The following is a 26,943-nucleotide window of genomic DNA, read 5'->3' as shown; positions in this document are numbered from 1 at the left end:
TCAGGCGGCTGCCGGTGCCGGTTTTGGCAGGGAGAGCTTCGGATCGCGCAGCTTGGGCTCCAGCGTCTTGCCCTTGCGTGCGCGCTTGCCTGCGTACGGCTCTTGCGCGCGTGTCGTCAGGGTCTGTTCGACCGCCTTGCCGCCGCGCGGGCCGTTGCCCGAGAGCACGAAGCCTGCTGCACCGAAGGCCAGCGCCTGGAGCAGCGTTTCGTTCTTCTCCAGCTCCATCAGGATCACGCCGCGGCCACCGCTGGCGAGCGTCTTCAACTCGCTGATCTGGAACAGCAGCATGCGGCCGCCTTCGGACAGGCACGCCACGCCATAAGCGTCAGCCGGCACCGGCGCCGGTTTGTTCGGTTGATCGCCTTCGTCCAGCGTCAGGAACGCCTTGCCGGCCTTCTGGCGGCCGACCATGTCGCCCACCTTGGCCAGGAAGCCGTTGCCGCCGCGCGTGGAAATCACCAGATTCTGTTCGGCGTGGCCCGCGAACGTGTGGGCGATGTGCGTGCCGGGCGCGAGTTCGATCAGCGTCGTCAGCGGCACACCATCGCCACGGCCGCCCGGCAGGTTGGCCACGGCCACGGAATAGACGCGGCCCGTGCCCTTGTCGTCGCGCGTGCCGAAGATCAGCAGCGCATCAGTGGTGCGGCATTCAAACGTGTCGTACAGCGTGTCGCCTGCCTTGAAGCCGAATTGCGTGGCGTCGTGGCCATGGCCCTGGCGCGTGCGTACCCAGCCCTTCTGCGAGACGATCACCGTGACGGGTTCATCGACGACCTTCACTTCAGCAGCGGCGCGGCGCTCTTCCTGGATGAAGGTGCGGCGGTCGTCGCCGTATTGCTTCGCGTCGGTCTCGATCTCCTTGATGATGCGACGGCGCATCATGGTCTCGGACTTCAGCAGCACGTCCAGCTCGCCCTGCTCTTCGCGCAGGTTCTTCAGCTCCTGCTCGATCTTGATGGCCTCCAGGCGGGCCAACTGGCGCAGGCGGATCTCCAGGATGTCTTCGGCCTGGCGGTCGCTCAGGTTGAAGACCTGGATCAGCGCCGCCTTGGGTTCCTCGCTCTCGCGGATGATGCGGATGACGTCCTCGATGCGCAGCAGCACCAGTTGCCGGCCTTCGAGGATGTGGATGCGGTCTTCCACCTTGCCCAGACGATGGCGCGTGCGGCGCGTGACGGTGGCAAAGCGGTAGGTAATCCACTCGCGCAGGATCTCGGCCAGGCCCTTCTGGCGCGGCCGGCCATCGGCGCCGATCATCACCAGGTTGATGGCCGCACCCGACTCCAGCGACGTATGCGCCAGCAGCGTGTTGGCAAATTCCTGCTGGTCGATGTTCTTGCTCTTGGGCTCGAACACGAGGCGCACCGGGGCATCCTTGCCGGACTCGTCGCGCACGGCGTCGAGCAACCCCAGCATGGTCTGCTTCATGGTGAGCTGATCCGGCGACAGCGACTTCTTGCCCGTGCGCACCTTCGGGTTCGTCAGCTCTTCAATCTCTTCCAGCACCTTTTGCGATGAGGTGTTGGGCGGCAGTTCGTTCACCACGAGCTGCCACTGGCCGCGCGCGAGTTCTTCGATCTTCCAGCGCGCACGCACCTTCAGGCTGCCGCGACCGCTCTCATACACCTGCGCAATGTCGGCTGCAGACGAGATGATCTGCCCGCCGCCCGGGAAATCCGGACCCGGCATGTACTGCATCAGGTCGGTGCTGGTGAGCTTGTCGTCCCGGATGAGCGCCACGGTGGCGCTCGCCACTTCGCGCAGGTTGTGCGACGGGATCTCCGTGGCCATCCCCACCGCGATGCCCGATGCGCCGTTGAGCAGCACGAACGGCAGGCGCGCAGGCAGCAGCTTCGGCTCATCCATCGAACCGTCGTAGTTCGGGATGAAGTCAACCGTGCCCTGGTCCAGCTCTTCGAGCAGCAGACGCGAGATGGGTGTGAGGCGCGCTTCGGTGTAGCGCATCGCCGCCGCGCCGTCGCCATCGCGCGAGCCGAAGTTGCCCTGGCCGTCGATCAGCGGGTAACGCAGCGAGAAATCCTGCGCCAGGCGCACCAGCGCGTCGTAGGCGGATTGATCGCCGTGCGGGTGGTATTTACCCAGCACGTCGCCCACCACGCGCGCCGATTTGACCGGCTTGGCATCGGAGCGCAGGCCCATCTCGTGCATCGCAAACAGGATGCGGCGCTGCACCGGCTTCTGGCCATCGGCCACCTCGGGCAGCGCGCGGCCCTTGACCACGCTGATGGCGTAGTCGAGGTAAGCGCGCTCGGCATAGGCGCCAAGCGTGAGCGCTTCGGCCGGCTCGCTGGGGTCGAAGAGGATGTCTTGTTGTTCCATGGAGGCTCAAGCGAAAGCGGCGCGCTTCAACGTTGCGGCGCCGCCAGGATCAATGTTGGGGTAGGTTCGTGGCCACGCCGGTGGCCGGGTCCAATACGAGTTCGATGCGTGCAGGCCGGCCCGTACGGCCTGGCTTGCGCGTGGCGATGACGCCGTTGGCACTCACGTTCATCAGCCCAGGCACGGCGGCGACCGGGTTGTAGTAGCGATAGAACTGCAGCACCGTCTTCACGTAGTTCTGTGTCTCGGCGTAGGGCGGAATGTCGTTGCCGTGCTTCTGCACCGCGCCCTCGCCCGCGTTGTAGGCGGCCAATACGAGTTCAAGGTTGCCCGAGAACATGCGCAGCAGATCGCTCAGGTAACGCACGCCGGTGGTGATGTTCGTTTTCGGGTCGGCCAGCTTCTGTGCGGCCGTGCGGCGGGCGTCGCCCGTCACCCCGTAGCGCGCGCCGGTGTCCGGAATCACCTGCATCAGCCCGATTGCGCCCTTGGGCGACACGGCCTGCGGGTTGAAACCGGATTCGGCGGCAATCACGGCCTTCACCAGCGCGGGGTCGATACCGTGCTTACTGGCGGCCTGGCGGATCAGCGGTTCCACCGTCGGTACGTTCGGATGCTGCAGCACTGCGCGCACCAGGCGCTGGCGCATGCCAGCGGCGTTGTCGAGTGCATCGCGCTTGCTGGCATTGAGATAGGCATCGGCGTCGGGCAGCTCAGTGGCCGGCAGGGCGATGGCGCTGTCGTCCTTCGCCTTGTCGTCGCCCTTGCTCGCCACCGCCGCACCCTTCATGAACAGCACGTAGCGATCGTCCAGGCGTTCCGCCGCAAAGTGCGCGAGACCGTTTTCGTCGATGTAGCCGTAGACGTCCGCGCGCGCCGGCTGGCTGGCCACCAGGGCCAGCGCCGTCAATGCGAGTGCGAAACGTGCAAACAGCTTCATCGTTGTCGGTCAGCGATCAAATATCGGCTTCGACTTCGTTGCCGCGCGCTTCCAGCCATGTGCGGCGCGCGCCGGCTTCGCCCTTGCCCATCAGCATGTTCATCATGTTGATGGTCTGGTCTTGGCCCAACTCGCCCAGCGCCACAGGCAGCAGGCGGCGCGTGTCGGGGTTCATGGTGGTTTCCCAGAGCTGCTCGGCGCTCATTTCGCCCAGGCCCTTGAAGCGGGAAATCTGCCAGGCACCTTCCTTCACGCCGTCCTTGCGCAGCTTGTCTTCAATGGCTTCCAGCTCGCCGTCGTCCAGCGCGTAGAGCTTTTGCGCGGGCTTCTTGCCGCGCGCGGGGGCATCGACACGATACAGCGGCGGCCGGGCCACGCATACGTTCCCGCGATCGATCAGTTGCGGGAAGTGCTTGAAGAACAACGTGAGCAGCAGCACCTGGATGTGCGCGCCGTCCACGTCAGCATCGGACAGGATGCAGATCTTGCCGTAGCGCAGGCCCGACAGGTCGACCGCATCGTTCGGACCGTGCGGGTCGACGCCGATGGCGACCGCAATGTCGTGCACTTCGTTGTTGGCGAACAGGCGGTCGCGCTCGGTCTCCCAGGTGTTCAGCACCTTGCCGCGCAACGGCAGGATGGCCTGGAATTCCTTGTCGCGGCCCATCTTGGCCGAGCCACCAGCGGAGTCGCCTTCCACCAGGAAGAGTTCGTTGCGGTTGACGTCGTCGGATTCGCAGTCGGTCAGCTTGCCGGGCAGCACGGCCACGCCGGAGCCCTTCTTCTTCTCGACCTTCTGCGCGGCGCGTGTGCGCGCCTGCGCTTGTTTGATGACGAGTTCGGCGAGCTTCTTGCCGTGCTCGACGTGCTGGTTCAGCCACAGTTCCAACGCCGGGCGGCTGAAGGTCGACACCAGCCGCACCGCATCGCGGCTGTTCAGGCGCTCCTTGATCTGCCCCTGGAACTGCGGGTCGAGCACCTTGGCCGACAGCACGAACGAAGCGCGCGCAAACACGTCTTCGGACATCAGCTTGACGCCCTTGGGCAGCAACGCATGCATCTCGACAAAGCTCTTCACAGCCTGGAACAGACCTTCGCGCAAACCGGATTCGTGCGTGCCGCCCGCGGGTGTCGGGATCAGGTTGACGTACGACTCGCGCACTGGCGAGCCCTCTTCCGTCCAGGCCACCACCCACGAAGCGCCCTCGCCGAATGCAAAACCCTCTTCGCCGAGCTTGTCGGGGTCGGCAAAGTGTTCGCCTTCAAACAGGGGAATCACCGGCTCGGCGCCGCTGCCTTGCGCAAGCGATTCGACCAGATAGCCGCGCAGGCCCTGGTCGTATTGCCATTCGAGCGTCTCGCCGGTTTTTTCCAGCGTGAGCGTGACCTTCACGCCCGGCAGCAGCACGGCCTTGCTGCGCAGCAAGCGCTGCAGCTCGGCCTGGGGGATGTTCTCGGAGTCGAAATACTTGGCGTCCGGCCACGCGCGTACGCGTGTGCCGCTCTTTTTCTCGCCGCGCTCGGCCTTGCGGGTGGCGAGCGGCTCGATCACGTCGCCGCCGGAGAACGCAAGCGTCGACACATTGCCGTCACGCCAGACGGTCACCTCCAGCCGTGTCGACAGCGCGTTCGTGACCGACACGCCCACGCCGTGCAGCCCGCCGGAGAACGCATATGCGCCGCCGCGGCCCTTGTCGAACTTGCCACCGGCATGCAGGCGCGTGTAGACGATCTCGACCACCGGCACGCCCTCTTCGGGGTGGATGCCGACGGGGATGCCGCGCGCATCGTCTTCCACGCTCACGCTGCCGTCCTTGTGCAGCGTCACGGCAATCAGCTTGCCGTAACCGCCCAACGCCTCGTCAGCGGAGTTGTCGATGACTTCCTGCACGATGTGCAGGGGATTGTCGGTGCGCGTGTACATGCCCGGCCGTTGCTTGACCGGTTCCAGGCCCTTGAGGACCTTGATCGACGATTCGCTGTATTGGGAGGTTTTGCTCATGGAAGGCGGAAAAACTGACCAGGCTTGGGTCTGTCCCCAAGCACCGGGAATGCAGCGCGCATTGTAAAGGAAGCTGTCCTCAACAATGCGGAGGGATCGTCAGCGTCGGGACGCGAGCCGGAACTCACATTCGCCCGACATCCCGCTGACATATTGCGTGGTTACTGCGGCGTCACACCGTGCCGGCGCGCTTTGCCTCCAGGGCTTCCCAGCGCTCCAGCGCCTCCAGCAGCTCCAGTTCGATGGCTTCGTGGCGCTCGGCAAGCTTTTGCGCGCGCTCCGGGTCGCGGCCGTAGATCGTGCCGTCTTCCAGTTCGCCGCCGACCTGCTTCTGCTCCGCCTCCAGCGCTTCGATGGTGGCGGGCAGCGCGTCCAGTTCGCGCTGCTCCTTGTAGCTGAGCTTGACCGTGGCGCGCTCGCGCGGCTTGACCACCTCAGGTTTCTTCTCTTCGGCGACGGGCTTGGCGGCTTGCGCCATCTGCGCCGCGCGTGCCGATTGCGTCTGCCAGTCCGAGAAGCCGCCCACGTATTCGCGCCAACGGCCCTCGCCCTCTGCCGCAATCACCGAGGTGACGACGTTGTCGACGAACGCGCGATCGTGTGAAACGAGGAAAACGGTACCGCTGTATTCCTGCAGCAGTTCTTCCAGCAGTTCCAGCGTGTCGATGTCCAGATCGTTGGTCGGCTCGTCGAGCACAAGCACGTTCGCCGGACGGGCGAACAGTCGTGCCAGCAACAGCCGGTTGCGCTCGCCGCCCGAGAGCGACGCCACCGGCGAGCGCGCACGCTCGGGCGGGAAGAGGAAATCGCCCAGGTAGCTCATCACGTGCTTGCGCTGGCCGTTGACTTCGATCCAGTCGCTGCCCGGGCTGATGGTGTCGGCGAGCGACCGGTTCAGGTCCAACTGCGCGCGCATCTGGTCGAAATACGCCACCTGGAGGTTGGTGCCATTGCGCACCGTGCCCGAATCGGGCGCCAATTCGCCGAGAATCAACTTCAGCAGCGTGGTCTTGCCAACGCCGTTGGCGCCGAGAATCCCGACCTTGTCGCCGCGCATGATGGTGGCGGTGAAATTGTCGACGACGGTTTTGTCGCCGTAGCGCTTGGTCACGTCGATCAGCTCGGCGACGATCTTGCCGGAGCGGTCGCCCTGCGAGACTTCGAGCTTCACGTTGCCTTGCACCTCGCGGCGCGCCTGGCGCTCCACACGCATTTGTTCCAGCCGCGCAACTCGGCCCACGCTGCGGGTGCGGCGCGCTTCCACGCCCTTGCGGATCCACACCTCTTCCTGCGCGAGCAGCTTGTCGAAGCGTGCATTTTCCAGCGCTTCAGCTTCCAGCTCCTGCACCTTGCGCGTCTGATACGCCGTGAAATTGCCGGGGTACGAGCGCAGCTTGCCGCGATCGAGTTCGATGATGCGCGTGGCCACGCGGTCAAGAAACGCGCGATCGTGCGTGATGAACAACACGCTGCCGCGGAACGCCAACAGCAAGTCTTCGAGCCAGCGGATGGAGTCGTAGTCGAGGTGGTTGGTCGGCTCGTCCAGCAGCAGGATGTCGGGCGCGCCCACCAGCGCCTGCGCCAGCGCTACACGCTTGGTCAAGCCGCCAGACAACGAACCGATGCGCGCGCCGGGCTGCAAGCCCAGCTGGGCGATGGTCGTCTCCACTCGCGTACGCAGTTGCCACGCATCGGCCGCTTCCAGTTGGGATTGCAACGCTTGCAGCTTGTGCAGCGCGTCTTCGTCGTGGGAATCCCCCATCGACGTGATCAGCGCTTCGTATTCGGCAAGCAGGCCGGCGGCCTGCGGCACCCCCATCGCCACGGCTTCGGCCACGGTCTGTTCCGGATCGAATTCGGGCTCTTGCGGCACATAAGCCGAAGTCACGCCGCTCTGGCGGGCGATCAGGCCGTCATCCGGCGAGGTCGTACCCGCCACGATCTTGAGCAGCGACGACTTGCCGGTGCCATTGCGGCCGATCAGGCCAACGCGCTCGCCGGCCTCCAGCGAGAAATCGGTGTGGTCGAGCAGCGCCACGTGGCCGAACGCCAGTTGCGCATCGGTAATGGAAAACAGGGCCATGCTGGAGTGAAAAGGATGCAGGCCGTGTGCGGCCGGAAGGCGCGTATTGTAGTCGCCCCGCGCGTCATCCATCGGCGGCATTGCGCTTGCAGATGCCGGTGCTATAACGCTTGTGCCGCCGGACTCGCTTTTTCCGGCCGCGCCATCCATACCGTTACAAAGGGGAAATGACGATGCGCGGACTCTTCGGGCTGTTGATCATCTTGATCGTGGCAGGCATTCCGGTGCGGCAGATTTTGCTGCGGACTGGCTTTTCACCGTGGTGGACGCTGCTTGTGCTGGTGCCGCTGGTGAACCTGGTGGCGCTGTGGGTTTTCGCGTTCTCGAACTGGCCGCGGCAGTCGTCCCAGCCGGGAAACGTGCTGCCGAATCAAAACTAAGCGAGCTCGAACGCGCAAGCGCCAAAGAAAACGGCCCGCTTTCGGCGGGCCGGAAGAGTCTCTCCTCGATGCCTTGCGAACAAGACATGGCCGGAGCATAGCGCCCCTGGTCCGTCTCGGGCAGTCGGGACAAACCCGGTAGGGAAAAACGCCTAACGCTAGGCCCGGTGCGGCTTCGCACTGCCGCAACGCACGCTGCGCCAAGCATGCACCCGGAGCAAGTCTATTGCGCCGGCCAAACCCTCTGCACGGTGCATTACGCACGCCTCATGTGCGCGACGCACCACTGCAAGGCACTCGCCATACATCGACTTTTAGAAGCCGGAATCCAGTCGTGCGGCCTGCTTACAACACCCAATTGCACAGGCCTGCAGGTTGCATCGCCGCGCCGTATCATGCGGCAGGCCCTCCGGTCACGAGCCGGGCATAACGATAACGTGGGCCGCCGATTCTTTCCGGGGGATACAACCATGCCGTTCTTCTCGCGCGCGCTGCCGGCTGCAGCGCTGCTCTTCGCTTCGCTATCCAGTTTTGTACCGGGCACTGCCCTGGCCTCTTCCACACCGGTGCTCGACCGCATCCGTGATACGGGTACCGTCCGTGTCGCCTATCGCGAAAGCTCCGTGCCCTTCTCGTTCTACGACGCCGATAAAAAGCCCGTCGGCTATGCCGTCGACCTGTGCCTGCGCGTGGTCGACAAGCTGCGCACGGACCTGAAGCGGCCCGACCTGAAAGTGCAATACGTGATGGTCACGCCTTCGACACGGATGCCGGCCATCATCGAAGGCAAAGCCGACCTCGAATGCGGCTCGACTACCAACAATCGCGAGCGCCGCGAGAAGGTGGCATTCACGATCCCGCATTACATCGCGGGCATCCGCATGATTGTCAAAACGTCGTCGGGCATCCGCAGGTGGGATGACCTGCGCGGCAAGACCGTCGTCACCACCAAGGGCACCACCAGCGTCGCGGAATTGCGCAAGATGAACGACGTGCGCGTGCTGAACATGAAGTTTCTCGAAGCCAAGGACCACGCTGAATCGTTTGCGATGGTCGAAGCCGGCAAGGCTGACGCCTTTGCGATGGACGACGTGCTGCTCTACGGCTTCCGTGCCAACACCAAGACGCCAAGCGACTACGCGGTCGTCGGCGACATGCTGACGGTCGAGCCCTACGCGATCATGCTCAGCAAGGACGACGCCGAGTTCAAACACCTCGTGGATCGCGCGATGACCAACATCATCCTCGACTACGACGCCGACAAGCTCTACAAAAAGTGGTTCCAGCAACCGATTCCGCCGCACAGCGCGAAGCTGGATATCCCGATGAGCTTCCTGCTGCGCGACTCGTTCAAGTACCCGAGCGACAAGGTCGCCGATTGAGCGCAACGGGGTAATCGCGCAACGCCGCCCAGTCAGGCGGCCTTTTGCGTTGCGCAATTAGCGCTGGGCCGGCAGCATCGGCTTGTTGAGCAGGCGCGACAGGACAGCTTCGGGCGAATGGGTGCGGTCGGCAATGGCCGCCGGGTCAAGATAGAAAGTCTGCTCCATCATCGCGCGGCCACGCATTGCGGCATGCAATGCCTGATCGCTGAAGACCACCCACGTCGAACCCGGAGCGAATTCGAACGTCTGTTGCGGTGCCTCACGCTGATAGGCCAGATCCACTTTCGCAAGATCGTGCAGCTGCAGCATGCGGTGGTCGTATTCAGAGCGTGGGCGTTTGGTGACGTGCAGCTTGTGCATCAACCACGATTGTCCTGGGAGCATCCCACGCGTTTTCGGTACAAACCGCTGGGCGAAATCGGCAAAGGGTTCGCCGATACGCCAGACGCGCGAGGCATCCGGATCGACATTGTGGAACACACGCAAAAGGCGCTGGCCGTGCAGCGGGTTCGACGGAAATGCGTCGACATGCAGGCGCGTGTCGTCCTTGCGCCAACTGACCGGCCGCCCGGCAATCTCGGCCGGCCGCAACGACGTGCCGGCCCGCCTCAAGTACGGGGCGTAGTCGGGAAACAGCGTCAGCACGAGGCACTCGGCAGCATCGGCGTAACGCCGGATCAGGGTAGCGAGATCGCGCAGGTCGGCAGGGTGCCCGACGGCACCGCGCACGCGGGATTCGTTCGCACGCAGGTTGATGTTCTTCGTCTTGCCGTCCGACCAGCGTGCATCGAGAAAGCGCTGCTCCCGGGCATCCAGTGGGAAGTCGAGCGCCGGGAAGTGCAGCACATTGCCGCGCTCCAGCGCAGACCGCATGGCAGCCGCCTCATCAGACGTCACGGCGGGCGCCCATTCGCGCACCGGCCACGGCACGACCATGTCGATGGCGGGCGGCGCAGCGACGGCTCGCTGTCCGGAATGATGGTTGCGCGCCGACGGTGCGGCGGGCGCAAACCCTTGCATACTTCCCATGAACTTATCAATCGCTTACGTAAATATTTGCGAATGATAGAGCGCTTACCAACTCAGTGCATCGTCAGGAAACACAACGCATCATGTCTTACGACATGTGCCGAGGTGTTCGCCGACGGGGGAAGCGGAATTTAGAGGAAGTGTTTGACGACCTGCTCTTCCAAGCCGACGAAGCGCACCAGTTGGCGTGAGCCGTCAGGAAATTGCTTGATGACGTGGCCGTCGGGGGTATCGGTGTGACGGAAATAGATCGGTCGATCAATCGTCCCGGGCCGATGCTTGGGAAGCAGACTTTCCAGCGACGGCTCCACCGTCCACGGATCGTCCCGTTCTTCGGATGTCAGCATGTTGGTCGCCTAGGGGTTTCTGAAAGGGGTGATGAAGCATAACTTCCGTGAACAATCGTGCAAAGTTCGTAATACTTAAATCTGATTCTTTGACCGATCGTTCGTTCGCTTTAGCGTTTGCTTCATCACAAGTGCGCTTGGACTGTGGGCCGCAACCTACAAAACCCGTGGCGTCATCATCGTTTCATATGACATCAGTAGCCGCTGTCGACGCCGCCCTGCGTCCCCGAGGTTGACTGGTCTTGGGTCTGCAAATTGCGTAGAATCGCGGCTCGCTCGGGCGGCCGTTGGCGTCACCCGGGGGTCGGTCACTCGCCGTAGCACAATGGATAGTGCACGCGCCTCCTAAGCGTGAGATACAGGTTCGATTCCTGTCGGCGGGACCAGCAGATAAACAAAGCCAGGCAACACGCCTGGCTTTTGTTTTCTTGCCCGCACAAAACAACGAGGCCCGCCACACGTGGGCGGGCCTATGGCTGCGGATGGCCCCGGGCCATCTAGGTCAGCACCGGCAGCGCTTCGAGCACGAGCAGCCCGATCAGCACCCCGATAATCGTCAGCAGCACACGGATCCCTACCCGCGCACCTCGGATCACCAGTGGCGCAGAGGCCAGTCCGATCACGCCCGCAACACAGACGGCGAGCAACAGATACAGGTTGGAGAAGGCCATCGGGAATTCCATCATCCGCCCCTTTCCGGCTGTGAGCGTAGCCGGCCTTTTTCAGTATAGGCCGCAGGTTCGATCCAGCAAGCGGTGACAGGGGCATCTGCTCCGCACCGTTGGCATTTTTGCGCAGTGCAAAAATTCATGCTATAGTTCGTGGCTTGGCTGCTTACTGCCGTATTTTTCGGTCCGCGGTTGGCCGATGTGCCGGTTCAAACCGGCGCGCATCGCCTAAATCCCCGCCCGTTGCATGCATGCGCAGCCGATTGCCATTGTGCTTGGCATCGTCTCCGATCTCCCGCGTGGATTCCGCATCACGCCGAAGGGACCGCCGCCCCACCTCGCTGACCTGTTCAGCTTGAGGCCGGCCCACTCCCCCGCCTGTCCGTTCTGCAGCCCGTCTGTCGAACCGGCCTTATCCGATTGGCGCCGACGCCCGTGATTAACCGGTCGCCGTATCCCATTTCCGTCGTCTGCATCCGTTGATGCGGCGGCGCGGCAGCCTTACTACCTATTCGACATGACGCAGCCTCAAGACGGCAGCGGCGCTATTGCGCACGCTGAAGCCAGCAACACCAATACCGAAAACCTGATCGCCGAAGCCGCGACCCGTGCCAGCGCCTTTGCTGCGCTGGGCCTGGACGACCGCATCGTCCGTGCGCTGGGCGAAGTGAACTACATCACCCCGACGCCGGTTCAAGCGCAAGCCATTCCGGCTTGCCTGTCGGGCCGCGACCTGCTGGTCACGAGCCAGACCGGTTCGGGCAAGACCGCCGCGTTCATCCTGCCGGCCATCCAGCGCATCAGCGAGCAACCCGAGCCGCAGCGCCCGCGCATGGACGGCCCGCCGCAGCGCATGAAGGGGCGCCGCCCCCGCCCGGCACCAGCCAAGCCGTCGCTGCTGGTGCTCACGCCCACGCGTGAACTGGCCCTGCAAGTGACCACCGCTACCGCACAGTACGGCCGCCATCTGCGCCGCATCGTCTGCGCGAGCATCCTGGGCGGCATGCCCTATCCGAAGCAGCTCGACATGCTGGCACGCATGCCGGACATCATCATCGCCACGCCGGGCCGCCTGCTTGACCACATCGATTCGGGCCGCATCGACCTGTCGGCACTCGACATGCTCGTCTTTGACGAAGCAGACCGCATGCTGGATATGGGCTTCTCGGATGACATCGAAGCCATCGTCGGTGCCACGCCTGCGACGCGCCAGATGCTGATGTTCTCGGCCACCATGGACCGCCGCATCGAGCAACTGGCCGAGCGCATGATGCGCGAGCCGCAGCGTATCGAAATCGCCGCCGCGAAGATCGACCAAAGCAATATCGAAGAGCGCCTGCACTTCACCGACGACATGTCGCACAAGCAGCAGCTGCTGGATCACCTGCTGCGCGACGCGTCGCTCAAGCAAGCCATCGTCTTCACGGCGACCAAGCGTGATGCCGACTCGCTGGCCGAGCGCCTGACCGAGCACGGTTTCTCCGCCGGCGCCTTGCATGGCGACATGCACCAGGGCGCCCGTAACCGTACGCTGACGGCACTGCGCCGCGGTCAGTTGCGCGTGCTGGTGGCCACCGACGTGGCCGCCCGCGGCATTGACGTGCCGGACATCACGCACGTGGTCAACTTCGACCTGCCCAAGCAGGCCGAAGACTACGTGCACCGCATCGGCCGTACGGGCCGTGCCGGCCGCAGCGGGATCGCCATCAACCTGGTGAACCACAACGACACGTTCCAATGGCGCCGTATCGAGCGCTTCGTTGATCGCCGCATCGACGCATCGGTTGTCGAGGGCCTTGAGCCGAAGCGCTCGGCCAAGCCCCGCACTGGTGGCCCGCGTGCCGGCGGCGACCGGGGCGGCTACCGGGGAAACGGTGGCAATGGCGGCGGTTATCGCGGCCAGCGTGAAGGCTACGGCGCGCGCCAAGGCAGCAACGGTGGCAATGGCGGTAACAGCGAAGGCCGCTTCCAACGCAGCTTTGGCGGCGACCGCGACGGCTTTGCTCCGCGCCGCGACGATCGAAACGGCAATAGCAACAGCAACGGCGGCGGCTACCAAGGCGCCCAACGCGAATGGAACCGCGACGACCGCGCTCCGCGTCAGTCGTACGGCCAAGGCCAGCAAAACCGTGGCGACTGGCAACAACGCCCGGCACGTACGCAAGGCACGCAAGACAGCAACCGTGGCTATGGCAACAGCGCCGGCAACAGCAACGGTGGCGGTTATGGCAATCGTGACGGCAATCGCGAGAGCTATGGCAACCGTGAGAGCGCCCCGCGTCGCTTTGGCGACAACAACGGCGGTAGCCGCTTTGGCGACGGTGGCAACGGCGCGCAGCGTCGCAGCTATGGTAATCGCGACGGCAACCGCGACAGCTACGGCAGCAAGGGCCGTTCGCGCGACTTCGATCGTTGACCGATGAGGGGCCATCTTTTCCGGATGGCCTTAGCAGACAGCCAACAAAAAACCCCACGTCTAACAGCGTGGGGTTTTTTGCTTCTTGGGCAACGCCGGTCAATCGCGGCTCGGCTTGCCGGTCCTGTCCCGACCGGCTTCCGTCAAAGCGCACAGGTTCGGAAGCCGACAAAGATGTCGTCGCGCTCCGGCAGCAGGAAGCCCCGGAAACGCGGGTGACGGGTGCGTTGCGGCGTATGTGCAGCGGCGCCCCTCACCGCCTGCATCGTCACGAAGTGCGGCGCCGAGAGGCTCGCCACACGGCCTCGCGGCATGCCCGGCACAAAATCCGGATACGGCTCGAACGGCGACGACGTCCACTCCCACACCTGCCCCCAATGAAAGCCGGCCCGGCCCTGCACCGCGGCCATCTCCCATTCGCCTTCGGTCGGTAGGCGACGGCCGGCCCAGCGGCACCAAGCCTGGGCTTCGTACAGGCTCACATGACGCACGGCTTCATCCCGGTTGATCGTACGCGCCTGACCGTAGCGCAGTGCCTGCCAGGTGCGCGTGGCGGGATCGCGCTGCCAACCCAGCGGCGCCGAACGCTCCTGCATCATCAGCCACTCCATGCCGGCCGGCGACCACCACTGCGGATGGTCGTAGCCGCGGTCTTCGATGAACTCCAGGTATTGGCCATTCGTCACCGGCTGCGCATCGATTTCGAACGCGGGCACATAGGTGCGGTACGGCGGACACTCGTTGTCAAAGAAGAAGCCATCGGCGTCCGGCCAGCCCATCTGGAAGCGGCCGCCGGACAACGCCAATGTCTGGGCAGCCGGCACGGCCACAGCGGCCAGCGGAGGCTGTCCAGCGGGTTGCAGGCCCAGTACCTGCAGCAGGCCGTGCAGATGTTCGGCGCGCAGGTCTTCGTGGAATACCGCCCAGCGAAACGGCTCCAGCGCCGCATCGTCGTCGGTGCCAAGCGTGGCGAGCTTACGGAGCACGCGGTCGAGCACGCCATGCGCGTAGTGCTTGATCGCGGCAATGCCGGGCAGCGTCAGGTCCCAGCATGCCTCTGGCGGCATGCGGTCCATGTCGAAGAACGTGTCGGCACCGTCAAGCGCGGCGGGCAGCGTGGCTTGCCAGCGCGCCAGGTCCCACTCCGTGCCGGCGCCGTCTTCGATGGTGTCGCTGCCGTTGCGACGCGGCTCGCGCAGGCACCAGAACTCGGCAAACCAGGCCAACTGGCCCAGCGTCCAGAGGGGCGGCGCGTGATGCTCCACGCGTTCAATTTGCCAGCCGCGCTGCGTATCGCCAAACGCCGACAACAACGCGAGCGTGCGATTGCGTGCATCGACGAGGCTGTGCGCGATGCCCTGGCGCGGCAGGCGACGGCCGTCGGTCCAGTCGGGAAGCGATCCGATGAAGGTCGGATCGGGGAGCATGAAGAATTCAGCCATCGCGGCACACCTCGGGCGGGAATCGATCCATTATCGCACCGGCCTGCCGGGTGTTCTGCCGCCCGTCCTAGCGGCCTACGCTCGCGTGGCAGACGGCAAAGTCGCTGCTGGCGTCGGTCCAGGCATGCAGGTCTTCGAAGCCGGCATCGGCAAACATCGCTTGCAGGCTCGGCAGGTCATATTTGACGGAGTTCTCGGTGTGCATGCGTTCGCCGGCAGCAAAGGCGCGGTCGTGCTTGCCCCATCGCACTGTCACGTCGCGACGAGCTTCTAGGTGCATCTCAACGCGATGGGCTTCTGAGCGGTACAGCGCGACATGGCGCCAGTCCCGCACGTCGAAATTTGCGCCCAGGAGGCGATTCAGGTTGCGCAGTACGTTCAGGTTGAACGCTGCCGTCACGCCGAGCGGATCGTCGTAAGCGGCCTCGAGGCGTTCGGCCTCTTTGATGAGGTCGATACCGATCAGCACGCTGTCGCCCGGGGCGGAAGCTTCGCGCAGGCGCGAGAGAAATGCGCCCGCCTCTTCCGGTGTGAAGTTGCCCAGGCTCGAACCGGGATAGAACCACACGCGGCGCCCATCGCCCACGGCATCAGGCAACACCAGCGGCGCACATAGATCGGCGCCGATGCCTACCATCGGCAATTGGGGATGCTGACGCGCAAGCCCACGAAGCGTATCGCGTAGAAAATCCGCCGAGATATCGATCGCCACATAACGCGACGGCGCGAGCGTGCGGAACAGCCGTGCGGCCTTTTCGCAGTTGCCGGCCCCCAAGTCGATCAGCGTGGCGCCGCGCCCCACGCGCATCGCGATCTCGGCGGCGTGCAGACTGAAGATGGCGGCTTCGGTGCGCGTCGGGTAGTACTCGGGCAGATCGGTAATCGCTTCGAACAGGCGCGAACCAAGGGCGTCGTAGAAGAACTTCGGGCTGATGCTGGCTGCGGGTGCGAGTAGGCCGGCTTCGGCCTCGGCACGCAGCGCGGCGTCGTCTTCCGTAAAGAGCTGGTAGAAAGTCAGGCCTGCGCCAACGGCGTCGACCGTGGGCTGGGGCTGGATCAGTCGAGCCAGCGCGCGGCGGGCATAGGCATCGGCGGACGGCTTGGTGGCCTGCATGGTGTCTCCCGTTGTGGGTGGAACGGCACAGTGCTGCATGGTCATGAGGGCTGTCGACAGCGAGAAATGTGCCATCGCGCCCATGCCATCACCGCAGGCCCATGGCGCGCGGATGAAATTGCAGCGTAGACGCCGCTTTGTGACAGCGCCACCGTTCTTTCGCCGGAGGCCGTCACAACACGGCATCGCGCCAATCGTAAAAATCACCTGCACCGCTGAAAAAATCACGCACACCTTGCTGCAAGGCCAATGTTGCGTTTTTGCAGCGCACAATCGGCCTGCTGCGATATAATGCGGACTTCCTCAAAGGGGAGTAGCTCGGGGGTTCTTCAGCCCCAGGCACGATCGTCATGACGAAGCCCACGCTTCCGGTCGTGCCGGCACCAGCAGGTTCCCAACCTGTTCGTGTCGAGCAAGACCTTTGCAACCGGATTTCATGGTCTGCAAAGCGTCTCGCCCCTGCACTCCATGCAGTCCGGTCAACCGATTTTTATTGTTGTTTGACTTGGAGCCACCATGGAATGGTTGTCTGACATTTTCACCATGCAGTTTGCTGCCGCGCTGGCGTCGATCATCGTGATCGACCTCGTGCTTGCGGGCGATAACGCCATCCTCATCGCGCTGGCTGCGCGCAACCTGCCGCCCGAGCTACAGAAGAAAGCGATCATGTGGGGCGCCGCGGGCGCCATCGTCGTACGTGCGCTAATGACGCTGGCGGTGGTGTGGCTGCTGAAGATTCCGGGCCTGATGCTGGTGGGCGGCCTGGCGCTGGTGTGGATCGCATGGAAGCTTCTGGCTGACGACGGCCAGGGCGGCGATGAACACGGCGCGGGCAGCACCACGCTGATGGGCGCCATGAAAACCATCATCATCGCCGATGCGGTGATGGGCATCGACAACGTTCTCGCCATTGCCGGCGCATCGCACGGCAGCTTCCTTCTGGTGGTGCTGGGCCTGCTGATCAGCGTGCCGGTCGTCGTGTGGGGCAGCGGCGTGGTACTGCGCCTGATCGAACGCTTCCCGATCATCATCTACGGCGGCGCCGCGGTGCTGGCTTATACGGCCGCCCACATGATCGTGGCCGAACCGGTTCTCAAGGCGTTCTTTGCTGCGCAGCCGCCGCTCAAGTGGGCAGTGTATGTGGTGGTGTTCGTGGTCGTGCTGGGCGGCGGTTGGCTGGTGCAACGTCGCCGCCAGCAACCCGCCTAAGCCAGGATCGGCTGGCCGGCGAGCACGCGCGCCAGCTTGGCGCGATCGATGTTGCCGCCGGTCAGCGGCAGGCCGACGCGCTGGCCGGCAATCTGCTCCCGCTGCTGCCACGCCCCCGCCAGGGCCGCAGCGGCAGCGCCCTCGGCCACGTTGTGCGTCGTGGAGAAATACAAACGAATGGCCTCCGCCACCTCGTCATCCGTCACCGCAATGATCTCGTCGACGCCGGCGCGGATCACCTCAAGTGCCTTGGCATCCGGTGTGCGACACGCAAGCCCGTCGGCCAACAGCGTCGACACCGGCGCCGACATCACGGCACCGCTTGCGAACGACTGCTCGTAGCATCGAGCATGGGCCGACACCACGCCGACAATGCGTGTCGACAGTCCCAACGCATCGCGCGCCCGTACAGCCGCGCAAATCCCGGAACCCATGCCGATGGGCACATAGACCACATCCAAAGGCGTGGCCTCCAGAAACTCCAGCCAGTAGCTCGCCACCCCGACGACCAGATCGTCGTGATACGAGGGCACAAAGTGCAAGCCACGTTCACCGGCCAGTTGATCGGCGAACTCGCGGCTTGCCTGGAAGTCATCGCCCGCTTCAATAAGCTCTGCGCCAAGTGCACGCATGGCGGCATTTTTCTCCACGCTATTGCCATGTGGCACGACGATGGTGACGGCGATACCGTTGCGGCGCGCTGCCAATGCAATCGACTGGCCATGATTGCCGCGCGTGGCGGCGATCACACCGCGCACTTGGGGCTCGCGCTGGCGCAAGGCATGCAGGTAAGTCAGCCCGCCCCGAAGCTTGAACGCGCCCACTTCGGTGTGGTTCTCATGCTTCACCCACACCTCGGTACCCATGGCTTGCGAGAGCAACGGCCAGCAGTATTGCGGGGTCGGCGCAATCGCCGCATGGACGACGCTGGCCGCTGCGCGCAAATGGCGCAGTTCATTGGCACGGTCCAGCGATGCGGAGGTAACAATGGTCGACATGATCTTTCTCCGTCAGACAGTTGAAACGATAGCGCCATCCTGCCAGCCCCGCCGCCCCTTACAACATCGACAATCCTGCGTTTTGCCGGTCCAGCCGTTCTGGTCATCTGAACGGGCCAGTTTCCGGACACTGCCGGTACAGTCGACGCCGGGCCGCTCACGTTACAATGCGGCTCACTCGATTTCCCGACGCCCCGCCTCTTCGCCCGCGCTCGCATGAAGCCTTATCTCGACCTGATGCGCCATGTCTACGAACATGGCACCGACAAAGCCGATCGCACCGGCACCGGCACGCGCTCGGTGTTCGGCCACCAGATGCGCTTCAACCTGCAGGACGGCTTTCCGCTGGTGACCACCAAGAAGGTCCACATCAAATCCATCGTCTATGAGCTGCTGTGGTTCCTCCAAGGCTCGACTAACGTGCGGTGGCTGCAAGACAACGGCGTGACGATCTGGGACGAATGGGCCGACGCCGACGGCGAACTGGGCCCCGTCTACGGCTCCCAATGGCGTTCGTGGCCGACGCCTAACGGCGAACACATTGACCAGATCGCCGAGCTGATCGCACAGATCAAGCGCAACCCCGATTCGCGCCGGCTGATCGTCTCGGCCTGGAACGTGGCGGACATCCCGCGCATGAAGCTCCCCCCCTGTCACGCGTTCTTCCAGTTCTACGTGGCCGACGGCAAGCTGTCATGCCAGCTCTACCAGCGCAGCGCCGACATCTTCCTCGGCGTGCCCTTCAATATCGCCAGCTACGCGCTGCTCGTGCACATGGTGGCGCAGCAGACCGGCCTCGATGTAGGCGATTTCGTCTGGACCGGCGGCGACTGCCACCTCTATAACAACCACTTCGAACAAGTCGAGACGCAACTCGCACGCGAACCGCTGCCGTTGCCGAAACTGGTCATCAAGCGCAAGCCCGACAGCATCTTCGATTACCAGTACGAAGATTTTGAGATTGTCGGGTACCAGAGCCACCCTGCGATCAAAGCACCGGTGGCCGTGTAACCGTATGACCATCCTGACGCTCATCGTCGCCCGCGCCCGCAATGGCGTGATTGGACGCAACAACACCCTGCCCTGGCACCTGCCGGAAGATCTCGCGCACTTCAAGCGCACGACCATGGGTGCGCCCATCGTGATGGGCCGCAAGACGTACGATTCGATCGGCCGTCCGCTGCCGGGCCGGCGCAACATTGTCGTCACGCGCAATGCCAAGCTTGAGCTTCCGGGCTGTGAGATCGCCTATTCGATGGAAGACGCCCAGCGCTTGTGCGTGGGCGCCGAGCAGATCTTCCTGATCGGTGGCGCGCAACTGTATGCGGATGCCCTCCCGAGCGCAGACCGCTTGATCGTCACGGAGATCGACGCCGATTTCGAAGGCGATGCACACTTTCCCGCGCCGGACCCAAAGCTCTGGCACGAGGTTGCACGCGAGACGCACCACGCGGCCGCGCCCAACGATTTCGACTACGCGTTCGTTACATACGAACGTCCGCCATCGAACGAGCAGTAACCACAGCAGGCAAAAAAACGCGCTCAGTTTCGAGCGCGTTTTTCATTCTGGCTACGGCAATTTATTCGCCGGCAATCGTCATCTGTTCGATCAGAATGGAGCCGGTTTCCTTCGTACCGCGCACCAGCGCGTCGGCACCGATGGCGACGATCTGGCGGAACATCTCGCCCAGATTACCGGCGATCGTGATCTCTTCCACCGGATACTGGATCACGCCGTTCTCGACCCAGTAGCCCGATGCGCCGCGCGAGTAGTCCCCGGTTACGTAGTTCACGCCCTGGCCCATCAGTTCGGTCACCAGCAGGCCCGTACCCATGCGGCGCAGCATGCCGGCAAAGTCGTCTTCTGGCGTGGTCTTGTCTGAGAACAGCGTCAGGTTGTGCGAGCCGCCGGCATTGCCTGTGGTTTGCATGCCGAGCTTGCGCGCGGAATACGTCGACAGGAAGTAGCCCTCCACCACGCCGTTCTTTACGACATCGCGGCGCTGCGTGCGCACGCCTTCCTCGTCGAACGGCGCGCTGCCCATGCCGTTGAGGACGTGCGGGTCTTCCGTGATCTGCACGTGCGGCGCAAAAACTTCCTTGCCCAGCGTATCGAGCAGGAACGTCGACTTGCGATACAACGCGCCGCCCGATACCGCCTGCACGAACGCGCCCAGCAAACCCGCAGCGAGCGGCGCTTCGAACAACACGGGGCACTTGCGCGTCGTCAGCCGGCGCGCGGACAAACGCGCCAACGCACGTTCCGCCGCGTACTTGCCGATCGCTTCGGGCGCAGCCAGATCATCCGGCGAGCGCTTCGACGAGTACCAATCGTCGCGCTGCATATGCGCGCCCGAACCGGCGATCGGCGCGGCCGAAATGAAGTGACGCGAATATGGGTAGCCGCCCATGAAACCGCGCGACGTGGCCAGTACGAAGTGCGAATGCTGTGCCGAGATGCTGGAGCCATCGCTGTTGCGGATTTTCGGGCTCACGGCAAAGGCAGCGGCTTCCGCGGCGCGTGCGATCTCCACGGCCTCTTCGGCGTCGATCATCCAGGGGTGATAGAGCTGCAGGTCTTGCGGGTGCTTTTCCAGCAGTTCTTCTTCTGCCAAGCCGGCGCAATCATCGTCGGCCGTGAAGCGCGCAATGTTGTAGGCGGCCTCGACGGTGGACCGCAGTGCCGCCGGCGAAAAGTCCGACGTGCTGGCGTTGCCGCGCTTCTTGCCGAGCATGACTGTCACGCCAACAATCTTGTCGCGGTTCTGCTCGATGGTCTCGATCTCGCCCTTGCGCACCGTGACCGACAGGCCCTGGCCTTCGGAGATTTCCGTTGCGGCATCGGAAGCACCGAGTTCGCGTGCAATGCGCAGCACATCGGTGGCCATCTCCTCGAGCTGTTCGCGGCGGTAGGCAAACACAGGGGCGGTCTTGGAATCGAGCGTTTGAGACATAGGCAATGGAGGGGAGAAACGGGTGCCGCGATTTTGCCAAAAGCGGGCAAGAACTGGCGAAAGTGCCCATCATAGCAAGATACAATGCGCGCCATGAGCCGAGCATCCCGACACAACCCCACGTATCTCCAACCCGTCGTGCGCACCGACATCGGTGACGAGGACGATCCGGATACGCCCAAGAGCAAATCGCAGCGCAAACGCGAGGTCAACGCCTTGCAAGACCTGGGCACGGCCCTGGAAGCGCTGCCAAAGGACAAACTCGCCAAGGTGCCGCTGCCCGAAAAGCTGGTCGACGCCCTGCGCGAGGCCAAACGCACCACCGCCCACGAAGGCAAGCGCCGCCAGATGCAGTACATCGGCAAGCTGATGCGCGCCCTGACCGACGAGGAAGTGGAGGCCATCCGCCGCGTCCTGGCCACCTTCGTTGGCGCCTCGAAAGCGGAAACTGCGCGCCTGCATGCCATCGAGCGCTGGCGCGACCGCCTGATCGCCAGCGACGACGCCATCACCGAGTTCATTGCAGCGCACCCGGATTCCGACGTGCAGGCGCTGCGTACGCTGGTACGCAATGCACGCAAGGAGGCGCAGTTGGCCAAGCCGCCCAAGTCGTCGCGCGAGCTGTTCCAGATGGTCAAGCAGGCCCTGTCGGGCAACGACCGCGATGAAGACGACGCCGATCTACCCGAAGCTGAAGACGACGAAGCATGACAGCCCCTACCCCCTCCGCGCCGATCACCCGTCGCCACGCCGACGAACTGGTCGTCGGTTTTGTGTCGATTTCGGATCGTGCATCGGCCGGCACGTATCAGGATGAAGGGATTCCCGCGCTGCGGGACTGGTTTGGCACCGCGCTCTCATCGCCGTGGCAAGGGGTGGAGCGGCTGATTCCGGACGATCAAGCGACGATTGCCGAAACGCTGATCGACCTCGTCGACCATGCCGGGTGCGATTTGGTGCTCACCACGGGCGGCACCGGCCCCACGCGCCGCGATGTAACGCCCGAGGCCACGCTGGCCGTCGCCACCAAGGAAATGCCAGGTTTCGGCGAGCAGATGCGCCAGATCAGCCTGCATTTCGTGCCGACGGCCATTCTGTCGCGTCAGGTGGCGGTAATCCGCGAGACGCCGTCGCGCGCGACGCTGATCATCAACCTGCCCGGTCAACCGCGTGCCATCAGGGAAACGCTGGAGGGCTTGAAGGATGTGGAGGGCCGCGCCACGGTCCCGGGCATCTTTGCGGCCGTGCCCTACTGCATCGATTTGATCGGCGGCCCGTATATCGAGACGCACGACAGCGTGGTCAAGGCCTGGCGACCCAAGCACGCTGTGCGCGCAAAACCGCTGCAGGCTTAACGCTTACGGGGCGACCGAAGACGCCAGCGCTTCAGCATCCGGCGTTTGCGGTACATCGCGGATGAAGTGCTCGCGGTAATAGCGCAGCTCTTCGATCGACTCGATGATGTCTGCGAATGCCGTGTGCCGCTGATGCTTCGTAAAGCCCTTGGCAATGGCCGGCTGCCAGCGCTTGCAAAGCTCCTTGAGCGTCGAGACGTCCAGGTTGCGGTAATGGAAGTACTCCTCGAGCTTGGGCATGTAGCGCGCCATGAAACGGCGGTCCTGGCAGATGGAGTTGCCGCACATCGGCGACTTGCTCTTCGGCACCCACTTCTTGAGGAAGGCCAGCAGTTCAGCTTCCGCTTCCGCTTCGGTCGTGGTCGACGCCTTGACCTTGTCGATCAGGCCCGACCGACCGTGCGTGCCCTTGTTCCAGGCGTCCATGCCGTCGAGCAACTCGTCGGACTGATGAATCACCAGCACAGGGCCTTCAGCGAGGATGTTCAACTCCGAATCCGTCACCACCACGGCCACTTCGATGATGCGGTCGTTTTCGGGGCTCAGGCCGGTCATCTCCATGTCTAGCCAAACGAGGTTGTTATCGCTTTTAGCGGCAACGCGGTTGGAGGTCGAGGTGGATGTGGCGGACGGGGAAACGGGGGGACTCACTGGGGTGCTCACTCAAGGGCCTTGAGAAAATGACTGAAGGCTATAATTTTCGCATATCTGATAGGTGTTTCCCCACATGCCCGCCTTTACTGCTGTCTTCCTGGTCGCCCTTGCATTGATGTCCGCCACGCGCCTGTGGCTGGCCGCGCGGCAAGTCCGTCACGTGGCGCGTCACCGCGATGCCGTGCCGGCGCAGTTTGCCGAGTCCATCACGCTGGACATGCACCGCAAGGCCGCCGACTACACCATCGCCCGAACCCGTCTGGCGATGCTCGAAGTACCGGTTCAGGCGGCCCTTCTGATTGCGTTGACGCTGCTGGGTGGACTGAACTGGATCAACCAGGCATGGCTGGGCGTGTTCGGCCCCGGTTATGCGTATGGCGTGGCGCTGATCGCGTCGGTCATCGCGATCAGCAGCGTGATTGAGTTGCCGTTTTCGCTGTATGGGCAGTTTGTCGTGGAAGAGCGATTCGGCTTCAACCGCATGACGTTCAAGCTATGGTTGGCTGACAACCTCAAGGGCTTGGCCATCGGCACCGTGCTGGGTCTACCGCTGCTGCTGGCGGTGCTCTGGCTGATGGACAAGATGGGCACGTACTGGTGGCTCTACACCTGGATCGTCTGGATGGCGTTCATGCTGTTTGTTCAGGCGATCTACCCGAACGTCATCGCACCGCTCTACAACAAGTTCACCCCGCTGCAGGACGAGGAAATGCGCTCGCGCATCGAAAGCTTGCTCAAGCGCTGCGGCTTTGCCAGCAAGGGCCTGTTCGTGATGGACGGCAGCCGACGCAGCGCCCACGGCAACGCCTACTTCAGCGGCTTTGGCGCAACCAAGCGCATCGTCTTCTTCGATACGCTGCTCGCCCGGCTTAATCCGTCCGAGATGGAAGCCGTGCTCGCCCATGAACTTGGGCATTTCAAGCGCCATCACATCACCAAGCGCATTGCCGTGACGTTCGTGCTGAGCCTGGGTGCGCTGGCGCTCCTTGGCTGGCTTATGACGCGCACATGGTTCTACCTGGGCCTTGGCGTCGCGCCCAACCTGTTCTCCGACAACCACGCGCTGGCGCTGATGCTGTTTTTCCTGGTGTTGCCGGTGTTCACGTTCTTCGTCTCGCCGCTCGCAAGCCTGTCGTCGCGCAAGGACGAGTACGAAGCGGATGCCTTTGCCGCCGAGCACGCCGACGCCAATCAACTCGTCTCGGCGCTGGTCAAGCTGTTCCAGGACAACGCATCGACGCTCACCCCGGACCCGGTCTACTCAACGTTCTATTATTCGCACCCGACTGCATCGCAGCGCGTGGAGCGCCTTGTGCGGGCTCGCACGGCATGACGCGCGGCAAACCGGACCGCGCCCATAAGCAGGCAGCCAGCGGCGAACACGGGCTTGTCATCGCCGCGCACGGGCGCCATTACCTGGTAGAACGCGAGGGCGGCGGCTTCCTGCAATGTTTCCCGCGCGGCAAGCGCAGCGAATGCGCTGTCGGCGATCGCGTGGTCTATGAAGCCACTGCCGTCGACCAAGGCGTCGTCGTACGCGTTGACGAGCGCCGCAACCTGCTCCACCGCTCCGATCAGTTCAAATCGAAGGTGCTGGCCGCGAACCTGGATCAGGTCATCATCATGCTCGGCACCGAGCCGAGCTTTTCGGAAGACCTGCTTGGCCGCGCGCTTGTCGCGGCAGAATCCCTCGGCATCACCCCGCTGATCCTGCTCAACAAGATCGACTTGACCGCCCGGTTGGAGACGGCTCGCTCACGCCTGGCGCTCTACCGGGAGCTGGGTTACGCCATCGTCGAACTGACCGTGCATGGTGCGCCGGACGCCGCGCACGCAGCGCTTGAACCTCACGTGGCTGGGCGCGCCTCGATCCTGATCGGGCAGTCCGGCATGGGCAAGTCGTCACTGCTGAATCTGCTGATTCCGGGCGTGGATGCGCAAACGCGCGAGATCTCCGAAAAGCTCGATTCCGGCAAGCACACAACCACGTTCACACGGCTCTATCACTTACCCGCGGAATGGGGCAAGGGCGGCGTGCTGATTGACTCGCCGGGCTTCCAGGAATTCGGCCTGCATCACCTGAGCGAGGGCATGCTGGAACGCGCCTTCCCTGAATTCCGCCCGCGCCTGACCGAGTGCCGCTTTTATAACTGCCGGCACCTGCAGGAACCTGGCTGTGGCATTCTGGGGGCGATGGCCGAAGGCAAGATCGATCCACGGCGGCACCAGCTTTACGCGCAACTGTTGCACGAATCGGAGCAACAGAAGCCTTGGTAACGGCTTCGTAACATGTTCGGGGAGGCTGAGATGAAGTTGCTGATCAGCAGTTCATCGCTCGGCATGGCGGCGCACTGGCAGAACGTGCTGTCTGCCGCCGGCATCCGCACCGAGCTGCGCAACATCTACCTGAGCAGCGTGGCGGGTGATATTCCGCCGCAGGATTGCGCGGCGCAAGTCTGGCTGGTGGACCCGGCGCAGGAAGCGCAGGCGCAAGCGCTGCTCGATCAGGCACGGCATCCGCCCACCGGCCCAGCCTGGCGCTGCGCGCATTGCGCAGAAAGTCACGAGCCGCAGTTCGCCCAGTGCTGGCGCTGCGGCAAAGACCGCGAGGATGCGGCCTGATTGATCGTTCAGCGGCTAGGCATCGTGGTACCGCATCAGCCCAGCCAGACGGCAATCGACAGCATCGCCAGCAGCAGCATCCACAGCACCACCGCGCGCCACACGAGTCCCACAGCTGACTGCAGCGTGCGGACATTCGGCTCCTGCCCCACTTCCATCGGATAGGCGCCGTCTTCGTCGGCAATGCTGTCGACCGAATCACGTTGCGCAATGGGCGTCCCAAGACGCACGCCGAGTGCGCCGCCCCCGGCCGCCAGCAGGATGCCATTCACTTCGTCGTTCCACTTGGCAGCGCGGTTGCGCCATGCGTACACGGCATCTTCAAAGTTGCCGACGATGGAGAAGCCAATCGCAGTCAGGCGCGCAGGGATGTAATCGATGACAAAGAATGCCTGACGGGCAAAGAGACCGAGCGCTGGGCTACGCTCCATCGACGTATCGCTCCAGTGGCGAGCGAGGTATTCAGCGCCGCGGTACAACACTACGCCGGCGGGACCGATCGGAACCAGGAACCAGAAGAACACGCCAAACACGTGACGATGCGCCGCCACGATCGCGCATTCGAGCGTATGGCGGACGATCTCGTTGACCGGCATGTCGGTCGTGTCCTGCCCCGACCATTCGTTGAGCAGCAGGCGCGCAGTGACAACGTCATCGCTGCGCAGCGCCTCGTGGATATCGGTGAAGTAGTGGCTGAACTGGCGGAAGCCAAGCGTCAGGTACACCATCAGGACATTCCACAGGAACGCCAGCCCAAGGCTGATCGACGACAGGAGGTAGTGCACCAGCGCCACGACCACCACGGCCGGCAGCGTAACCACGCACCAGGCGAGCACGGCATCGCGACGATGGCCCGTGTCGAACCATTCTTCTGCCCGCGCGGCCAGTGCGCGCACGACGTCGTAGATCGGGTTGTCCCGGCTGAGCGCACGGAACTGTTCAAGAATCAGCGCGCAGAGTACGGAGAAAAAAGTCATTGGAAGGGCGTTGCGAGGGCGTGGA

Annotated in this window: 24 protein-coding genes, 1 tRNA gene and 2 pseudogenes; 12 read left to right on the top strand and 15 right to left on the bottom strand. The window is 63.8% G+C overall.

Going from position 1 to position 26,943, the window contains the following annotated elements; all coding sequences use genetic code 11:
• The 6 genes and pseudogenes from parC to ACU8YE_RS01520 form a co-directional block, all read right to left on the bottom strand.
• Nucleotides 1-2,343, bottom strand: coding sequence for a DNA topoisomerase IV subunit A (gene parC / locus ACU8YE_RS01545; RefSeq protein WP_446927968.1), 2,343 nt, complete (start codon nucleotides 2,341-2,343; stop codon nucleotides 1-3).
• Between the two features lie 49 nt (nucleotides 2,344-2,392).
• Nucleotides 2,393-3,283: a lytic transglycosylase domain-containing protein gene (locus ACU8YE_RS01540; RefSeq protein WP_252693082.1), complete on the bottom strand. Its 891-nt coding sequence runs from the start codon at nucleotides 3,281-3,283 to the stop codon at nucleotides 2,393-2,395.
• 16 nt (nucleotides 3,284-3,299) lie between these two features.
• Nucleotides 3,300-5,285: a DNA topoisomerase IV subunit B gene (locus ACU8YE_RS01535; RefSeq protein ID WP_446927967.1), complete on the bottom strand. Its 1,986-nt coding sequence runs from the start codon at nucleotides 5,283-5,285 to the stop codon at nucleotides 3,300-3,302.
• Between the two features lie 172 nt (nucleotides 5,286-5,457).
• Nucleotides 5,458-5,763: a hypothetical protein gene (locus ACU8YE_RS01530; protein ID WP_408733876.1), complete on the bottom strand. Its 306-nt coding sequence runs from the start codon at nucleotides 5,761-5,763 to the stop codon at nucleotides 5,458-5,460.
• Nucleotides 5,764-6,021: 258 nt separating this feature from the next.
• Nucleotides 6,022-6,333 (bottom strand): annotated as a pseudogene (locus ACU8YE_RS01525) (ATP-binding cassette domain-containing protein); the annotation flags it as partial.
• A gap of 201 nt (nucleotides 6,334-6,534) precedes the next feature.
• A pseudogene (locus ACU8YE_RS01520) lies at nucleotides 6,535-7,368 on the bottom strand (ABC-F family ATP-binding cassette domain-containing protein); the annotation flags it as partial.
• 173 nt (nucleotides 7,369-7,541) lie between these two features.
• Here ACU8YE_RS01520 and ACU8YE_RS01515 point away from each other — a divergent pair.
• Both ACU8YE_RS01515 and ACU8YE_RS01510 read left to right on the top strand, forming a co-directional pair.
• A complete protein-coding gene (locus tag ACU8YE_RS01515) occupies nucleotides 7,542-7,748 on the top strand; it encodes a hypothetical protein (protein ID WP_147214153.1) in 207 nt (68 codons plus the stop codon).
• 470 nt (nucleotides 7,749-8,218) lie between these two features.
• Complete coding sequence (locus ACU8YE_RS01510; protein ID WP_232042331.1) at nucleotides 8,219-9,130, top strand: amino acid ABC transporter substrate-binding protein; 912 nt, start codon at nucleotides 8,219-8,221, stop codon at nucleotides 9,128-9,130.
• Nucleotides 9,131-9,187: 57 nt separating this feature from the next.
• Here ACU8YE_RS01510 and ACU8YE_RS01505 read toward each other — a convergent pair whose 3' ends face one another.
• Together ACU8YE_RS01505 and ACU8YE_RS01500 are read right to left on the bottom strand one after the other, a co-directional pair.
• Entirely contained in the window at nucleotides 9,188-10,162 is a 975-nt protein-coding gene (locus ACU8YE_RS01505; RefSeq protein WP_446927966.1) for a Kdo hydroxylase family protein, read from the bottom strand.
• A 131-nt stretch (nucleotides 10,163-10,293) separates the two neighbouring features.
• Nucleotides 10,294-10,509 carry a hypothetical protein gene (locus ACU8YE_RS01500; protein WP_024976225.1) on the bottom strand — a complete coding sequence of 72 codons (216 nt, stop codon included), beginning with the start codon at nucleotides 10,507-10,509 and terminating at the stop codon, nucleotides 10,294-10,296.
• 311 nt (nucleotides 10,510-10,820) lie between these two features.
• Here ACU8YE_RS01500 and ACU8YE_RS01495 point away from each other — a divergent pair.
• Nucleotides 10,821-10,895: transfer RNA gene (locus ACU8YE_RS01495), tRNA-Arg, on the top strand.
• Between the two features lie 111 nt (nucleotides 10,896-11,006).
• Here ACU8YE_RS01495 and ACU8YE_RS01490 read toward each other — a convergent pair.
• Nucleotides 11,007-11,195 (bottom strand): hypothetical protein, encoded by a 189-nt coding sequence (locus tag ACU8YE_RS01490; RefSeq protein WP_012435166.1) that lies wholly within the window; start codon nucleotides 11,193-11,195, stop codon nucleotides 11,007-11,009.
• Nucleotides 11,196-11,694: 499 nt separating this feature from the next.
• Here ACU8YE_RS01490 and ACU8YE_RS01485 point away from each other — a divergent pair, with 499 nt between their 5' ends.
• Entirely contained in the window at nucleotides 11,695-13,593 is a 1,899-nt protein-coding gene (locus ACU8YE_RS01485; protein WP_260802761.1) for a DEAD/DEAH box helicase, read from the top strand.
• A gap of 143 nt (nucleotides 13,594-13,736) precedes the next feature.
• Here the strand turns inward: ACU8YE_RS01485 and ACU8YE_RS01480 are convergent, their stop codons facing one another.
• Nucleotides 13,737-15,035 (bottom strand): SUMF1/EgtB/PvdO family nonheme iron enzyme, encoded by a 1,299-nt coding sequence (locus ACU8YE_RS01480; protein ID WP_446927965.1) that lies wholly within the window; start codon nucleotides 15,033-15,035, stop codon nucleotides 13,737-13,739.
• A 67-nt stretch (nucleotides 15,036-15,102) separates the two neighbouring features.
• Nucleotides 15,103-16,149, bottom strand: a complete 1,047-nt coding sequence (gene egtD / locus ACU8YE_RS01475) for an L-histidine N(alpha)-methyltransferase (RefSeq protein WP_322016892.1) — start codon at nucleotides 16,147-16,149, stop codon at nucleotides 15,103-15,105.
• Between the two features lie 516 nt (nucleotides 16,150-16,665).
• Here egtD and ACU8YE_RS01470 point away from each other — a divergent pair.
• Complete coding sequence (locus ACU8YE_RS01470; protein ID WP_232042326.1) at nucleotides 16,666-17,358, top strand: TerC family protein; 693 nt, start codon at nucleotides 16,666-16,668, stop codon at nucleotides 17,356-17,358.
• Here ACU8YE_RS01470 and ACU8YE_RS01465 read toward each other — a convergent pair.
• The gene (locus ACU8YE_RS01465) at nucleotides 17,355-18,356 is read right to left on the bottom strand and encodes a threonine dehydratase (protein ID WP_446927964.1); all 1,002 of its coding nucleotides are present in this window, start codon (nucleotides 18,354-18,356) and stop codon (nucleotides 17,355-17,357) included. The two genes, ACU8YE_RS01470 and ACU8YE_RS01465, sit on opposite strands and share 4 nt — an antisense overlap.
• A gap of 216 nt (nucleotides 18,357-18,572) precedes the next feature.
• Here ACU8YE_RS01465 and ACU8YE_RS01460 point away from each other — a divergent pair, with 216 nt between their 5' ends.
• Complete coding sequence (locus tag ACU8YE_RS01460; protein ID WP_232042324.1) at nucleotides 18,573-19,367, top strand: thymidylate synthase; 795 nt, start codon at nucleotides 18,573-18,575, stop codon at nucleotides 19,365-19,367.
• Nucleotides 19,368-19,371: 4 nt separating this feature from the next.
• Nucleotides 19,372-19,875, top strand: coding sequence for a dihydrofolate reductase (locus tag ACU8YE_RS01455; RefSeq protein WP_446927963.1), 504 nt, complete (start codon nucleotides 19,372-19,374; stop codon nucleotides 19,873-19,875).
• A 61-nt stretch (nucleotides 19,876-19,936) separates the two neighbouring features.
• Here ACU8YE_RS01455 and pmbA read toward each other — a convergent pair whose 3' ends face one another.
• Nucleotides 19,937-21,310, bottom strand: a complete 1,374-nt coding sequence (gene pmbA / locus ACU8YE_RS01450) for a metalloprotease PmbA (protein WP_232042322.1) — start codon at nucleotides 21,308-21,310, stop codon at nucleotides 19,937-19,939.
• Between the two features lie 93 nt (nucleotides 21,311-21,403).
• Here pmbA and yjgA point away from each other — a divergent pair, with 93 nt between their 5' ends.
• Together yjgA and mog are read left to right on the top strand one after the other, a co-directional pair.
• Nucleotides 21,404-22,021 (top strand): ribosome biogenesis factor YjgA, encoded by a 618-nt coding sequence (gene yjgA / locus ACU8YE_RS01445; RefSeq protein WP_280928274.1) that lies wholly within the window; start codon nucleotides 21,404-21,406, stop codon nucleotides 22,019-22,021.
• Nucleotides 22,018-22,665: a molybdopterin adenylyltransferase gene (gene mog / locus ACU8YE_RS01440; RefSeq protein ID WP_232042320.1), complete on the top strand. Its 648-nt coding sequence runs from the start codon at nucleotides 22,018-22,020 to the stop codon at nucleotides 22,663-22,665. Before yjgA ends, mog begins: the two co-directional genes overlap by 4 nt.
• A 3-nt stretch (nucleotides 22,666-22,668) precedes the next feature.
• Here mog and orn read toward each other — a convergent pair whose 3' ends face one another.
• Nucleotides 22,669-23,316 (bottom strand): oligoribonuclease, encoded by a 648-nt coding sequence (gene orn / locus ACU8YE_RS01435; RefSeq protein WP_373407656.1) that lies wholly within the window; start codon nucleotides 23,314-23,316, stop codon nucleotides 22,669-22,671.
• A gap of 76 nt (nucleotides 23,317-23,392) precedes the next feature.
• On the opposite strand from orn, the gene ACU8YE_RS01430 reads away from it, so the two are divergent.
• From ACU8YE_RS01430 to ACU8YE_RS01420, 3 genes are read left to right on the top strand one after another with little or no spacing between them, the layout of a single operon-like run.
• The gene (locus ACU8YE_RS01430) at nucleotides 23,393-24,652 is read left to right on the top strand and encodes a M48 family metallopeptidase (RefSeq protein ID WP_446927962.1); all 1,260 of its coding nucleotides are present in this window, start codon (nucleotides 23,393-23,395) and stop codon (nucleotides 24,650-24,652) included.
• Nucleotides 24,649-25,596, top strand: coding sequence for a ribosome small subunit-dependent GTPase A (rsgA, locus tag ACU8YE_RS01425; RefSeq protein ID WP_446927961.1), 948 nt, complete (start codon nucleotides 24,649-24,651; stop codon nucleotides 25,594-25,596). Before ACU8YE_RS01430 ends, rsgA begins: the two co-directional genes overlap by 4 nt.
• 30 nt (nucleotides 25,597-25,626) lie before the next feature.
• Nucleotides 25,627-25,941 (top strand): DUF2007 domain-containing protein, encoded by a 315-nt coding sequence (locus ACU8YE_RS01420; RefSeq protein ID WP_232042316.1) that lies wholly within the window; start codon nucleotides 25,627-25,629, stop codon nucleotides 25,939-25,941.
• A 35-nt stretch (nucleotides 25,942-25,976) separates the two neighbouring features.
• Here the strand turns inward: ACU8YE_RS01420 and ACU8YE_RS01415 are convergent, their stop codons facing one another.
• Nucleotides 25,977-26,918, bottom strand: coding sequence for a CobD/CbiB family protein (locus ACU8YE_RS01415; protein ID WP_232042315.1), 942 nt, complete (start codon nucleotides 26,916-26,918; stop codon nucleotides 25,977-25,979).
• Nucleotides 26,919-26,943 lie beyond the last annotated feature (25 nt).

It is taken from the genome of Ralstonia sp. VS2407 (assembly GCF_052950655.1).
Note: the sequence above shows the minus strand (reverse complement) of the source record. Positions and strands in the feature narration are given on the sequence as shown.

Coding starts and splice junctions, on each gene's coding strand:
- ACU8YE_RS01490 (WP_012435166.1), bottom strand. CDS start 11,195: ATGATGGAATTCCCGATGGCCTTCTCCAACCTGTATCTGTTGCTCGCC.
- parC (WP_446927968.1), bottom strand. CDS start 2,343: ATGGAACAACAAGACATCCTCTTCGACCCCAGCGAGCCGGCCGAAGCG.
- ACU8YE_RS01500 (WP_024976225.1), bottom strand. CDS start 10,509: ATGCTGACATCCGAAGAACGGGACGATCCGTGGACGGTGGAGCCGTCG.
- ACU8YE_RS01540 (WP_252693082.1), bottom strand. CDS start 3,283: ATGAAGCTGTTTGCACGTTTCGCACTCGCATTGACGGCGCTGGCCCTG.
- ACU8YE_RS01415 (WP_232042315.1), bottom strand. CDS start 26,918: ATGACTTTTTTCTCCGTACTCTGCGCGCTGATTCTTGAACAGTTCCGT.
- ACU8YE_RS01530 (WP_408733876.1), bottom strand. CDS start 5,763: ATGGCGCAAGCCGCCAAGCCCGTCGCCGAAGAGAAGAAACCTGAGGTG.
- ACU8YE_RS01460 (WP_232042324.1), top strand. CDS start 18,573: ATGAAGCCTTATCTCGACCTGATGCGCCATGTCTACGAACATGGCACC.
- yjgA (WP_280928274.1), top strand. CDS start 21,404: ATGAGCCGAGCATCCCGACACAACCCCACGTATCTCCAACCCGTCGTG.
- ACU8YE_RS01515 (WP_147214153.1), top strand. CDS start 7,542: ATGCGCGGACTCTTCGGGCTGTTGATCATCTTGATCGTGGCAGGCATT.
- ACU8YE_RS01485 (WP_260802761.1), top strand. CDS start 11,695: ATGACGCAGCCTCAAGACGGCAGCGGCGCTATTGCGCACGCTGAAGCC.
- ACU8YE_RS01510 (WP_232042331.1), top strand. CDS start 8,219: ATGCCGTTCTTCTCGCGCGCGCTGCCGGCTGCAGCGCTGCTCTTCGCT.
- ACU8YE_RS01430 (WP_446927962.1), top strand. CDS start 23,393: ATGCCCGCCTTTACTGCTGTCTTCCTGGTCGCCCTTGCATTGATGTCC.
- rsgA (WP_446927961.1), top strand. CDS start 24,649: ATGACGCGCGGCAAACCGGACCGCGCCCATAAGCAGGCAGCCAGCGGC.
- ACU8YE_RS01480 (WP_446927965.1), bottom strand. CDS start 15,035: ATGGCTGAATTCTTCATGCTCCCCGATCCGACCTTCATCGGATCGCTT.
- ACU8YE_RS01470 (WP_232042326.1), top strand. CDS start 16,666: ATGGAATGGTTGTCTGACATTTTCACCATGCAGTTTGCTGCCGCGCTG.
- pmbA (WP_232042322.1), bottom strand. CDS start 21,310: ATGTCTCAAACGCTCGATTCCAAGACCGCCCCTGTGTTTGCCTACCGC.
- ACU8YE_RS01505 (WP_446927966.1), bottom strand. CDS start 10,162: ATGGGAAGTATGCAAGGGTTTGCGCCCGCCGCACCGTCGGCGCGCAAC.
- mog (WP_232042320.1), top strand. CDS start 22,018: ATGACAGCCCCTACCCCCTCCGCGCCGATCACCCGTCGCCACGCCGAC.
- ACU8YE_RS01420 (WP_232042316.1), top strand. CDS start 25,627: ATGAAGTTGCTGATCAGCAGTTCATCGCTCGGCATGGCGGCGCACTGG.
- egtD (WP_322016892.1), bottom strand. CDS start 16,149: ATGCAGGCCACCAAGCCGTCCGCCGATGCCTATGCCCGCCGCGCGCTG.
- ACU8YE_RS01535 (WP_446927967.1), bottom strand. CDS start 5,285: ATGAGCAAAACCTCCCAATACAGCGAATCGTCGATCAAGGTCCTCAAG.
- ACU8YE_RS01455 (WP_446927963.1), top strand. CDS start 19,372: ATGACCATCCTGACGCTCATCGTCGCCCGCGCCCGCAATGGCGTGATT.
- ACU8YE_RS01465 (WP_446927964.1), bottom strand. CDS start 18,356: ATGTCGACCATTGTTACCTCCGCATCGCTGGACCGTGCCAATGAACTG.